This is a genomic window from Vibrio qinghaiensis (genome assembly GCF_002257545.1).
GTDB classification, from domain to species: Bacteria; Pseudomonadota; Gammaproteobacteria; order Enterobacterales; family Vibrionaceae; genus Vibrio; species Vibrio ordalii.
Genome location: NZ_CP022741.1, coordinates 2,006,515 through 2,018,908 on the forward strand (window position 1 = coordinate 2,006,515; position 12,394 = coordinate 2,018,908).

Genomic DNA, 12,394 nt, shown 5'->3' on the forward strand with positions numbered 1-12,394 from the left:
CCTCCTAACAATTCATGCGGATTAGGCGACAAATTTGCTGCTCGCCTTCTAACCAGAATAGATCATAGTGGCTATACAAGCCGCCTAAAATATACCAACAGAGCAACAAGCCGACTAAAAGTGCAAACGCAAAGCCCAAAGAAAAAATATTAAGCTGAGGAGCCGCACGAGTCATCACGCCAAACGCTAAGTTAACCGTTAATAGCGCAATGATGCCAGAAAGAGACATACTCAGCGCTACTTTAAACATGGTGCCAAGCCACAGCGCGAGTTCACGAAAGTCCACAGTGGTCAACGCCCCGCCACCAATAGGCAAGGTTTTAAAACTGAACACCACCAGTTGGATCATCTTTAAATGACCATCAGTTGCGAGAAAAAACAAGGTCGCTAAAAACATAAACAGTTGACCAAGCAAAGGGGTGTTTTGGCCGTTTGCAGGATCAACCATTGAAGCAAAACCTAGGCTGGCTTGCATACCTAATATTTGACCAAGCATGACAAAAGTTTGGATTATAAACTGGGTAACCATCCCCATTGCTACACCGATAACGATCTGCTCAAAGGTAGTCAAAAAACCTTCAAAGGAAAGTAGTTCAACGCTCTCAGGAACGGCAGGAATCGCAGGCATCACGGCGAAGGTAATAGCCAAACCTAAATAGAGCCGCACTCGAGTCGGAACAAAACGAGCCCCTGTGACTGACATCACCATCAGCATGGCGGAAATACGAGTGTAGGGCCAAAAATAGTTGGCAATCCACTCTAAAACGAGGCTTGTTGGGTACTCCATTCAAGCTCCTAGTACAGCACCTGTGGGAGCCGTTCAATAATAGAGAAGAAAAACTCCATCATCATCTGCGTCATCCAATGGGCAAAGAACATCAGTGCCAGTAAGGTCACAATGAGACGCGGCAAAAAGCTCAACGTCTGTTCGTTGATTGAGGTCGCCGCTTGAAAAATGGCGACCACTAATCCAATCAGCAAACTCGGGATGATGATGGCGCACACCATAATCAGCACCATCCACAGTGCATCTTGAAATAGCTCAACAAAGATTTCAGGAGTCATTCGAGCCCCCGCTATAAAGCAAAACTGCCGGCTAGCGTTGAGAGGATCAAGTTCCATCCATCCACTAGTACAAACAGCATGAGTTTAAAAGGCAATGAGACGATCATCGGCGAAAGCATCATCATACCCATCGCCATCAAAACAGACGCCACCACTAAATCAATGATTAAAAAGGGCAAAAATAACATAAAGCCGATTTGAAACGCCGTTTTTAACTCAGAGGTGATGAACGCAGGGATCAGCACCGCCATCGAGACCTCTTCAGGATTGGTTGCGTCAGAGCCCGATATCTCAACAAAGGTTTCTAAATCTTTGACTCGTGTCTGTTTAAGCATGAAGGCTTTTAGTGGCTCTTGAGCCGTATCAAACGCTTGACGCGCCGTCATCTGCTCATTGAGATACGGCTGCACAGCTTGCTCATTAATGGCGTTAATGACTGGTGACATAATGAAAAAAGTGAGAAAAATAGCGATGCCGATAATTACTTGGTTTGACGGCGTTTGTTGCAGGCCCATTGCCTGGCGCAAGATCGACATCACAATCACGATACGTGTAAAGGAAGTCATCAAAATGACCATGGCAGGCAAAAAACCCAACATGGTCATCAAGGCTAAAATTTGTAGATTGATCGAGTAATCTTGACTGCCATCTGGATTGGTCGTCATGGTAAATGCTGGAATACCACCACCACTGACGCTACCAGCGGCTATCGTTTTAGAGGCGCCACTGTCTTTATTCATCGCCGTTACCGTCACCGTTTCTGCGCCTACGGCGCTGGAAGGAATTGGCGTGGCTAACTCTTGCTCTGAAAACGCAAACGGGGTAAACAATAGAGCCATCAGCAACATAGAAAGATGCCATAGATGACCAAGGTAACCCAATGAGGCCGTGCGACTATTTCTTGTCATTTTTCTTTAGCAGCTGAGTCAGTTGACCGGCAAACGGACTGACCTCAGCCTCCTCCTGTTTGAGTGGGGCATCTAATTTGGCGATCAATTGGACGGATTGTGGCGTGACTCCGACGAGAAATTGTTCTTCTCCCGCTTGCACAATAACGATACGCTCTTTGGTGCCCACCGGCAGTTGACGTACAATGCTCAGCCCTTTTTGATTACCGAACGTGGGCACTCGCATGCGTTTTAACACCCAAGCCAAAAAGAGAATTAGCGCAATAACGAACAAAAGCGACCCGAAAGTGGTCGCTAAATCTAAATGATCATTCGTCGCTGCCATCGCTTGGCTTGAACAAAGCCATAAACCGATCAGTTTTTTCATCCAAAGACTTCTTTTTCGTGAACTAACGTTATGCTAACGCAGCTTTTTAATACGCTCAGTTTGGCTGATTACATCGGTTAAACGAATACCAAATTTATCGTTAACCACCACCACTTCTCCATGAGCAATCAAGGTGCCGTTCACCATCACATCCAATGACTCACCCGCGATGCGATCAAGCTCAACCACCGAGCCTTGGTTCAATTGCAGTAAGTTACGAATGCTGATCTTCGAACGCCCCACTTCCATCGAAATGGTCACCGGAATGTCCATGATCGTATCCAGTTTGCGGCGCTCATCTTCGGTGATCGGTGGCGAAGTATCTTTTAATTCATCAAGAGGCGCGGCCAGAATTTCATCTACATCAATACTAGGCGCCGATGGGTCCTCGCCTAATGCGGCGGCCCATTCGTCTGCCAATCTTTGGTCGTCACTTGGTTCCATCTTCGTTACCTACTCTATTATTCTTCGTTATCTTCTTCGTCATCATCTTCAAATTCAGACATGATGTCTTTGCCTAAAAAGGCGAGATCCGTTTTTACTACATCAGGGCGTTTAATTTTTTCAGAGACTTGAACCGCCATTTTCTCACCAGAGCGGCCCATTTTCACTCGGTAAGTAGGCAGCTCTTCAACAAACATTGTCGCGTGTTTTGGCATTTTAATTGGAATAATATCACCGACTTGCAGGTCCATTAAGTCACGCAGTGAAATGTCTTGTTCTAATAAATTGACTCGGAAATTGACGGGTACATCCATGATCTCTTCGCGCAGCGCAGAACTCCAACGTACGTCGGTTTCCATTTTATCCGACTGGACACCCGCATCAAGCAACTCACGAATGGGTTCAACCATCGAATAAGGCATAACCACGTGGAAATCGCCGCCGCCGCCATCGACTTCAATATGAAACGAGCTCACTACGATCACTTCCGTTGGGCTGACGATGTTAGCCATACTTGGGTTCACTTCTGAATCCAAATATTCAAACTCAACGCCCATCACCGGTGACCAAGCTTCTTTGTAGTCACCGAAAACAATTTTTAACAGTAATTGAATGACTCGTCGTTCTGTTGGCGTAAATTCGCGCCCTTCAATTCGAGCGTGGAAACGGCCATCGCCACCAAAAAAGTTTTCCACCAAAATGAAGACTAAACGCGCTTCCATTGTGACCAACGCGGTCCCTTTTAACGGACGAAAACGCACCATGTTCAAGCTGGTTGGAACATAAAGCGTATTTTGGTATTCACCAAACTTCATCATCTGCACGCCGTTGATCGACACTTCAGCCGTTTTGCGTAGCATGTTGAATAAACTAATACGCATGTGACGAGCAAAACGTTCGTTGATAAGCTCCAGCGTAGGCATACGCCCACGGACGATGCGGTCTTGTGAAGAGAAGTCAAAGTTAATCGCCGGCTTACCGGCAACATCGTCATCGTCTTCCGCCTCATCAACACTGTCTACACCATGAAGTAGAGCATCAATTTCGTCTTGGCTTAATAAATCAGTCACTTCTCACCTACTGCATTACAAAATCGGTAAACAACACTTTTTCGATCACAGGTTGCCCAACCGCTTTAGTGAGTGCCGCTTTAATGTCATCGGTCGCCTTATCTCTCAGCTCAATTCGCCCGGTAGGGCTACGAAGCTGCTCCACAGTGGCAGACGCAAAAGTGGCCAGCAATGAACTTTCAACCAAAGGCGAATGATAACGTGCAAGGCCTTCATTTTTTGAACCTCGCACCATCAACTGCACTTTGATTTGCACCAAACGATCTTTTTTATCACCCGTGACGTTAAATACAAACGGTTGTGCAATATTGACGTAAGCCACTGGATCTGTCGGCGAAGCTTGCTGCGCTGCAGGTGCTTGATCGCTCGTGGCTTCACCCTCACCTCCCCCAATCAAAAAGAGAGCGGCACCACCACCAAGCAGTAACACTACAGCAGCGATAACTATAATCAGCAGTTTTTTGTTCCCTTTTGGGGCTTCCGCGCCTAACTCTTCATCGGCCATAATGTTTCTCTATGTCGTTATTTTAATGTTAGTTTAAGCGTAATAACTGATTCCATCACGCTTTGATGCGACATTCAAATCAAGTTTGACGTCTGTATCAAGGTTTTCTTCGTCTAAATAGCTTCCGTTGCGCGCCAATTGACCAGATTGAGCATCCCCATCGGCAGTGTAGCGCGCTTGTTGCTGACCAGCACTCTGTTGTTGAACAGAGGTCTCACCCAACTGTACACCTTGCTGTGCCAACATTTCTCGTAGCCTTGGCATCGATTGTTCAATCACATCCCGAGCTTGATGGTTAGCGACCGTAAAATGGACCGTCGTATGATCACCATTCATATTCATACGAATTTGCAAACGCCCTAATTCGGGAGGATCCAAACGAATATCAACATGCTTGAGGTTTTTCGACATCATCATTTGCAGCCGTTCCGCCATTTGCTCACTGGCCATTTCTCGGTTGAACAATAAAGGGGGCTGTTGCGCGGCTTGTAAGTTGTCAGCACGGCTCTGCGTCGCGTTCAAACCATGTTGCCCCAAAGCACTCGAAAGCTGCTGCGCTAATGTGCCCTCTTTTTGCTCTTGAGCAGACCCTGCATCATTCACACCCGATAACGCTTTCGCGCCTAATCCGGCTTTGAGTAGCGCGGGGTTGAGTGGTAATTCTGCATGTGTTGCAGCTGGTATCGCGGCCGCATTCGCTAACTGTTGTATTTGTAGATTGGATAACTCATTGCTTGCTGTCACAAGAGGTGACGATGCTAGTGCGGCTTTGTCTGCCGCCACGGCGGCCTGCATGGTTTGAGATTGTTGCTGAGCTAAGGCTTGCTGAACAGAATGGGCTAATGAAACCGGCGTATTTTTACCCTTGAGGACCATTTCACTTTGTGTCACGTCTAGAGGTAATGCTTGCCCTTCGGCAACAGCTGTGTTGGCCCAAGGAATGGCTGCAGCAGCCAATAACATCTCTGTGGGCAAACCTTGCTGATCATTTTCCGCATCGGTTTGTGGTGTATTCGTAGATGGAGAGAGTGGCAGCTTGCTCTGTGCTAAATTTGTCGTCAATTGTGAATCAAGCGCTTTTGCCTCAACTAAAGATGATGGCTCCATGGGCATGCCGTTATCACTTTTTGTCGCCGCGTTAGCTGCTACATCGCCAACTTCAGTTGTGGTAAGTAAAGTGGCCTCATCCTCTATCGCTTGCGACAAAGCGCTTACTTGCACTGACTTTGTATCTTGAGGCGGCTGAATGAATTTTCGGACTGATTCCGGCAGGATGAGTTCACCACTCTCTTCAGTCTCTGCGCTTAAGCCTGATGCCGTAGGTGAACCTTCCGCAGCCATAGAACGCTCTTTGCCCTGCTGAATAGGCAGCACACGCTCTGCATCTTGTTCCGTGATGTGCTGATCAGATAATGGAGCTTGCTCATTCACTGACGTCGGTGCTACTAGTTCAGTAGTGGGTTTAGCGAATGCATCCGGTACTGGGATTTGTGCAGTCGCTAGCGCTTTTTGCTCCACTTGATCCGCAGAGTCACCTGCATTGTCATCGATTTGCACCTCTACTGGATGAGGGTTTTGTGGCAAGGTTTTGCCGTTTTGGTCAGCAAGTGCTTGATTGGCGCTATTTAAACGGCCAAGAATTTCATCGCCATCGCTCATCACTTGTGCTGTTTTCTGCTGAAGAGCGGAGTCATCAACCTCTGCTGAAGGGGGTAATTTTGTTTGCACGGTAGCAAGATCAGCCTCTTCACTCAAGGCCTCACCAAGTTCTTTATCTAACAAGGCATCGCTACTTTGGGCAGCTACCTCATCGGTGAGCACAGCTCCCTCATCCAGCGCCTTAAAGTCAGTTTCTGCCGAAGATTCAGTGCTACGACCCATAATGAGGGTGGTCAGCTTTTCAAAAAAACCTTGAGATTCAGAACCTTCACTCACCGCATCAGAGCCTGCTTTACTCACGCTGGCCATTTTAGAGGTGTCGGATGGTGTTGTAATATTTACATTCATATCCATGATGCTCGCACTAAAAACAGAGGATGACGCGGATTCATTATTGGCCAGTAAGCCATGTTTCATCATTTTTTGACGATGGCGTAGTGGATTAACCTAATGAACTCCGTGATTAGTCAGAAGCAAGAAATAAGCCAAGCCTTCAATATCGATAAGAAAGTATGACACCCATCTAATTGGACACATTGACGACTTGAGGCGTCAGTGACTTAAAACTTATTTTGATTAAAACTTATGTTGCTTAAAACTTGTGTTGCTTAAAACTTATGTTGCTTAAAACTTGTGTTGATTAGAACGTTGCCGACTAAAGAGCAGTGTAGAAAACTCATCCATCTGCTTCTGCTCTCGTTTATCTTGCAGACGTTGCGCTTCTATCTGTTTTTTTTCAATGAGCCATTCGTAAGAGCGTCGCTGTTTTCTCACTTCCATCCAATGCTCTTGGCAGTTCTCTACCTGATTTTTGAAGTGTTGTTCTGCATCTCTTTGTTTGACAAGGGTTTCATCTAACTGGGTAAGAAATCGGTTTAAGTGTCCATATTGGCTCGCCGTCAAACCTGACATGCCGCGCTCCATAAGCTGCTGACAATAATCCAGTCGGTATTGTTCAATCTGCGCCAACTGCTTGTAATAGCTCTCTAGCTCATCACGCGATTTAGATAACGCCATCACGGCTTTTTCTTCTTTGTCTTTGGCTTGATCAAGCAAAAACTCGAGTGCGTTATCCATCGATTACCCCACTTGCAAAACGTGCTTGAGCATATTGACGCACATGTCGTAAGGAACCGAATCCTTCATCCCTTGCTGCAAATATTCATCCAGCCTAGGTTTTAGCGTAAATGCACTGTCAATCGCAGGGTCCGTCCCCGGCTTGTAAGCACCGATAGAAACGAGATCTTGATTTTTCCGACAGATGGAGAGTATTTGACGCACCGCTTTCGACATCAACAGATGTTCATCGGTGGTGATTTGTGGCATGACACGGCTGACCGATTTCTCTACATCAATCGCTGGGTAATGCCCGGCATCGGCCATTTCTCGTGATAAAACAATGTGACCATCAAGAATGGCTCGCGATGCGTCAGCGATCGGGTCTTGTAGATCATCCCCTTCGGTGAGCACGGTAAAGAAAGCGGTAATTGATCCTTGGTGAGGACCGCCATTTCCCGCTCGTTCAACCAAGGCGGGCAGTTTAGCAAACACCGATGGCGGATAACCTTTTGTGGCTGGCGGCTCACCCACAGATAACGCAATTTCACGTTGCGCTTGGGCAAAACGAGTCAACGAGTCCATTAGTAGCAACACATCTAACCCTTGATCACGAAAGTATTCCGCAATCGCTAACGCGGTTTGACAGCCTTTTAAACGCATCAGCGGTGAGGAGTCCGCAGGCGCGGCTACCACCACTGAACGTTGACGTCCATCAACGCCTAAAATCTCTTCAATAAACTCTTTTACTTCGCGGCCACGTTCACCAATCAGCCCCACCACCACCACTTGAGCGGTTGTGCCACGGGTCATCATGCCAAGCGTTACCGACTTACCGACACCAGAACCGGCAAATAAACCAATCCGCTGCCCTTTACCCACCGTGAGTAAACCGTTGATCGCTTTTAGGCCAACGTCCAGAGGTTCTGTTATGGGTTTGCGAGCTAATGGATTGATAGGGTCAGCATTAAACGATGCGCGCTTTTCGGTATAAATAGGCCCTAGCCCATCGAGTGGGTTACCGACACCATCAATCACCCGTCCAAGCAGCTCCATCCCGACTGGTAGCCCCGCATCCCCTGTCATTGGGGTAACTTTAGCTCCGGGCAGTACGCCTGTTATCTGTTCGCTGGGCATCAGATAGAGGTTATCGCCAGAAAAGCCAACCACTTCCGCTTCCATTTCTCCGGACATGGTTTCTACTTTACATAAGCTACCAATAGGGGCTTTACAACCAGTAGCCTCAAGGGTTAAACCAACCACACGGACCAATTTGCCCGATGCCATTGGGCGGCAGGTTAACCCTTCAGTTTTGTATTGACTAAGGCGATCGGCAAGAGACAACACTATTGATCACCTTGTTGGTGACGATTGGTGCCACAAAAACTTTTCAACACGCTACGAATGCGATCTTCCATTCGATAATTCACACTCGACTCACCAGCTTCAATCTGGACGTCACCGCGATTTAATGCTGGTTCTTTGACCAATGTCCAGTTTCGGAAATCCAGTTCTTTTTCGCCATAAGCAGAATGAATCACGTCAACATCTTCTGGATGGAGTTTTAATGTGATGGCATGACCGGATACAGGCAGGGATTCAACCGACGATTTGACGGTATCTAAGATCACTTGCGGATTGGTTTGTACCTCAACGTGAACGACTTCTTTGACCAAGGTTAAAACCATATCGACCAGCTGTTTTTCAACTTGGGCATTCATCAACTCTAGCGGTTGAGCAAATTGATTGGCAAGACCAACGAAAATATTGACCTGCTGCTGGATGAGGGTTTGCCCTTCAGCGATACCGTCGATTTTTCCTTGCTCAACACCTTCTTGGTGTCCTGCAATCAGCCCTTCTTCTTTGCCTTTTTCATAGCCTTGTTTGAATCCGGCTTCTTGACCTTGATGCAAACCTTCTTGATAAGCCCCTTGTTTGATCTGGCCAATCTCTTCTTCGCTGAGTTGCAGCGGCTCTTCAGCCACTGGCTCATCAAAACTTGGCATCCAACCGGGGTCGTAGTTCATTGCCGTTTCTTTGGCTTTTTTATTGATCTCTGCGCCGTAGTCAGGCAACCCCCACTTTTTGGCTTGTTCAATATTAGCGTCTGCATCTAAACGTAAAAAGCCGCGTTTTCTTTCTCCAGACATAATGCTACCTATTGTTGAGTCAGGGTTAGATTATAAGAATTCGTCCGCGCCGCCAGACAGCATGATTTCACCGCTGTCGGCCATGCGACGTGCAATCGCCAGAATCTCTTTTTGCGCCGCTTCAACGTCAGAGACTTTAATGGGTGGCATGGCTTCAAGATCATCTTTCATCATCTCAGCAGCACGTTTTGACATGTTTTTGAAGATCTTCTCGCGCAAGGCATCATCAGCACCTTTGAGTGCTTTTTGCAGCACATCTTGCGGTACGTCACGCAGCAATTTTTGAATACCTTGGTCGTCGACTTCGACTAAGTTTTCGAACACGAACATCAGATCTTGGATCTGCGTTGCCATGTCTTCATCTTGCTCACGCATCTGATCCATGAGCAAGCCCTCAAGATTATTATCGAGGTAGTTCATGATATCGGCCGCCGCTTTCAAACCACCAATTTTCGCCGCTTGCGCGCCCGCTTGGCCTGCGAACTGTTTCTCCATGATTTCATTTAGCTCAGCTAATGCAGAAGGTTGTACTTCTTCAAGGTTAGCGATACGCATTAGTAAATCTAAACTGTCACGCTGTGCAAACTGCGCCAAAATTTCAGCCGATTGATCTGGTTCTAAATACGACAAAACAATGGTTTGGATTTGTGGGTGTTCATTAACAATGATGCTCGCTACTTGTCGCGGATCCATCCATTTCAATGAATCCAAGCCTTTTGAGCCCGTACCCAACAAAATTTGATCGACCAAGTTATTGGCCTTATCGGCACCTAATGCAGCAATAAGCGCATTACGCATAAAGTCTTCACTACCCATACCGATATTGGTGTATTTCTGAATATCTTCGAGGAAAGCACGATGCACCGCGCCCACTTTTTCCTGGCTGAGCTCTTTCGCTTTCGCCATCGCGCTACCGACTCGTTGTACCTGCTTAGGTTCAAGATGGCGGATGATGCCCGCGGCGTCCTCTTCGTTTAAGCTCAACAACAAAATAGCGGCTTTTTCATCACCAGAAATCGTTGATATATCGATCTTTGATTCTTCCACTTCGGTTCCATTTTTATTTTCAGGCATTTTGCATCCAATTCTTCACTACTTGAGCCGCAAGTTCAGGCTCGTTAGCCACCAGAGCACGCACCGCTTTCAGTACATCCTCATCCTTGTGTAAGTTTGGCAAATCAATACCGGAACCAAACTCAAAGAGATCACCGCCGTCAATACCACTACCAATTAAGCTAGTCTCTCCATCCGCACCAATCGGTAAACCATCAGGTCCGTACATTGGGTCATCATCATCCGCAGCAGGGTTGAGCAGTTTTTTCAATGCAGGACGAACTAACACTAAAATCACAACGACAATCACTAGCGCACTGGCGAACCAACGAATCCAGTCGTTGAAGTTAGGATGTTCCCAGATAGGCACATCAGCCATAGTTTCAACTTCAGGCACGGCAAATTGCATGCTAAGCACATTCAATAAATCACCCCTGTTTTCATCAAACCCAACCGTCCCAATCAAGACTTGTCGCACGGCATTAATTTCACTTTCACTCAGCGAAGTGTAGGTGACTTCTCCTGTCTCTGGATTCACTGAAGAACGGTTTTTAATCGCTACCGCCACCGTTTGTCGGTTAACAACACCGGACTGCCTGCGCTCATGGCTAATGGTAGTATCGAGTTCAAAATTGCGAGTGGCTTCTTTGTGCACAGAACCTTGCCCGAGTATCGAACCATCTTTCATCTGCGCAACGTCTTGAGGAATCGAAGCATCCGCTGGGGGTTGATTACTTAATGCACCCGGAACACCAGCGACCATACTACCGTTGTTATAATCTTCAAGCGTATATTCACTGCGAGTTGCGGGGGTATTGGGATCAAAACGTTTACGCGTTTGTTCAATGGCACTGAAATCCAGTTGGATATCCACTTGGGCGGTATAATTACCAAAACCTAGAATTGGGATTAATACCGAATCAATTTTTTCACGTAAAGCTTCTTCTTGCTTACGCTCAAGTTCTTGCTCTTTACGACGGGCTGACGACACAGGGTCTTGAGAACCTGAGCTGAGTAAACGACCATGTTGATCCGTCACGGTAATTCGGTTGGGCTTCATCCCAGGTACAGCACTGGCGACCATATCGACAATAGAGTCGACCTCTTCTTGTTTGAGGTTCGCGCCAGTTCGTAAGGTAAGAAAGACAGTTGCGGATGCATCTTGGTTATGCCGTACAAATACGCTCTGCTTTGGCAGCGCCAGCAACACACGAGCTTTGTTGACGAGCTTCATCTCTTCGATTGCTTTAGCAAGTTGACGCTCACGGCTAAGTTTTAGCCGCTCTTGTTCAAGACGTTGTGATACACCAAAGCCCATGTCTTGCATCAAGATTTCATCGCCCGCTTGCTTGTTTTGATTTAACCCTGCACGGACAAGGTTGAGTTTTAAGCTGTTGTATTCACCCGATGGCACCAAAATAGTGTTGCCATCTAATTTGTAGGTCAGTTTCTGCTGGTCAAGATAATCAAGGACGGGTATAAGCTCTTCGGTTTCATAAGCACCAAGCGGGCGCATTTCAGGTTCTCGAACCCAAAAGAACAACATGACAATCAACGCGACACAGATGGAAATAGAGAGGACTAACACCACTTGGCGCAACAAGTCTAGATCACCCATCGCAAAATCGCTTTTGGATGAACTCTTCTCTTCAAGATCTGGGTTTTGCGTGTCCATGTCTAGCTCTGAGCTCGCCATCAAAGCGTGGTCAGCACCACTGGTCACGGTAAGATCGGTTGTTTGCTTATCTTCTGTCACGGCATCTACCTAATTTATACAGGCATATTCATGAGTTCTTTGTAGGCTTCAACAAGTTTATTGCGAACTTGAATCGTTGCCTCAAAGGCTACACTCGACTTATTACGAGCAATCATCACATCCGATAGTGAGACATTTTCATCTCCCCGATCAAAGCGGGTTTGTAGATTACCTGAGGTCTTTTGCAAGCTGTTCACGTTATTAATGGCTTTGGAAAGCATATCGCCAAAATCAGCGCTCACACTTTGTCCGGTTGCCGTAGGACGAGCATTGGTTGCTTCCAACATCATTGTTTGCATTTCGCTGTTTAAACCATCAAGTCTCATTGCTACCTCCAACGCCAAATCTTTGACTGCTGTGC

At 46.8% G+C, this 12,394-nt stretch carries 14 protein-coding genes; all 14 read right to left on the reverse strand.

Translation table 11 applies throughout. The features are described 5' to 3' along the window. Positions 1–4: 4 nt before the first annotated feature. Positions 5–787 carry a flagellar biosynthetic protein FliR gene (fliR, locus tag CCZ37_RS09215; RefSeq protein WP_094500366.1) on the reverse strand — a complete coding sequence of 261 codons (783 nt, stop codon included), beginning with the start codon at positions 785–787 and terminating at the stop codon, positions 5–7. A gap of 8 nt (positions 788–795) precedes the next feature. Next, positions 796–1,065 (reverse strand): flagellar biosynthesis protein FliQ, encoded by a 270-nt coding sequence (gene fliQ / locus CCZ37_RS09220; RefSeq protein WP_010318702.1) that lies wholly within the window; start codon positions 1,063–1,065, stop codon positions 796–798. An 11-nt stretch (positions 1,066–1,076) separates the two neighbouring features. Further along, positions 1,077–1,913 (reverse strand): flagellar type III secretion system pore protein FliP, encoded by an 837-nt coding sequence (gene fliP, locus CCZ37_RS09225; RefSeq protein WP_094500367.1) that lies wholly within the window; start codon positions 1,911–1,913, stop codon positions 1,077–1,079. Positions 1,914–1,959: 46 nt separating this feature from the next. Then, on the reverse strand, positions 1,960–2,340 hold the full coding sequence (gene fliO / locus CCZ37_RS09230) for a flagellar biosynthetic protein FliO (RefSeq protein ID WP_010318704.1): 381 nt from the start codon (positions 2,338–2,340) through the stop codon (positions 1,960–1,962). 33 nt (positions 2,341–2,373) lie between these two features. Next, complete coding sequence (fliN, locus tag CCZ37_RS09235) at positions 2,374–2,784, reverse strand: flagellar motor switch protein FliN (protein WP_010318705.1); 411 nt, start codon at positions 2,782–2,784, stop codon at positions 2,374–2,376. Between the two features lie 17 nt (positions 2,785–2,801). Beyond that, complete coding sequence (fliM, locus tag CCZ37_RS09240; protein ID WP_010318706.1) at positions 2,802–3,854, reverse strand: flagellar motor switch protein FliM; 1,053 nt, start codon at positions 3,852–3,854, stop codon at positions 2,802–2,804. 7 nt (positions 3,855–3,861) lie between these two features. Continuing rightward, entirely contained in the window at positions 3,862–4,359 is a 498-nt protein-coding gene (fliL, locus tag CCZ37_RS09245; protein ID WP_010318707.1) for a flagellar basal body-associated protein FliL, read from the reverse strand. A gap of 33 nt (positions 4,360–4,392) precedes the next feature. After that, entirely contained in the window at positions 4,393–6,438 is a 2,046-nt protein-coding gene (locus CCZ37_RS09250) for a flagellar hook-length control protein FliK (RefSeq protein ID WP_094500368.1), read from the reverse strand. A gap of 204 nt (positions 6,439–6,642) precedes the next feature. Then, entirely contained in the window at positions 6,643–7,095 is a 453-nt protein-coding gene (fliJ, locus tag CCZ37_RS09255; protein WP_010318709.1) for a flagellar export protein FliJ, read from the reverse strand. Between the two features lie 3 nt (positions 7,096–7,098). Next, positions 7,099–8,421, reverse strand: a complete 1,323-nt coding sequence (gene fliI, locus CCZ37_RS09260) for a flagellar protein export ATPase FliI (protein ID WP_013856312.1) — start codon at positions 8,419–8,421, stop codon at positions 7,099–7,101. Beyond that, on the reverse strand, positions 8,421–9,224 hold the full coding sequence (fliH, locus tag CCZ37_RS09265) for a flagellar assembly protein FliH (RefSeq protein WP_094500369.1): 804 nt from the start codon (positions 9,222–9,224) through the stop codon (positions 8,421–8,423). Before fliH ends, fliI begins: the two co-directional genes overlap by 1 nt. Positions 9,225–9,254: 30 nt before the next feature. Beyond that, positions 9,255–10,298 (reverse strand): flagellar motor switch protein FliG, encoded by a 1,044-nt coding sequence (gene fliG, locus CCZ37_RS09270; RefSeq protein WP_094500370.1) that lies wholly within the window; start codon positions 10,296–10,298, stop codon positions 9,255–9,257. Continuing rightward, a complete protein-coding gene (gene fliF, locus CCZ37_RS09275) occupies positions 10,291–12,033 on the reverse strand; it encodes a flagellar basal-body MS-ring/collar protein FliF (RefSeq protein WP_010318713.1) in 1,743 nt (580 codons plus the stop codon). Before fliF ends, fliG begins: the two co-directional genes overlap by 8 nt. Positions 12,034–12,047: 14 nt before the next feature. Continuing rightward, positions 12,048–12,359 carry a flagellar hook-basal body complex protein FliE gene (fliE, locus tag CCZ37_RS09280; RefSeq protein ID WP_010318714.1) on the reverse strand — a complete coding sequence of 104 codons (312 nt, stop codon included), beginning with the start codon at positions 12,357–12,359 and terminating at the stop codon, positions 12,048–12,050. Positions 12,360–12,394: the final 35 nt, after the last annotated feature.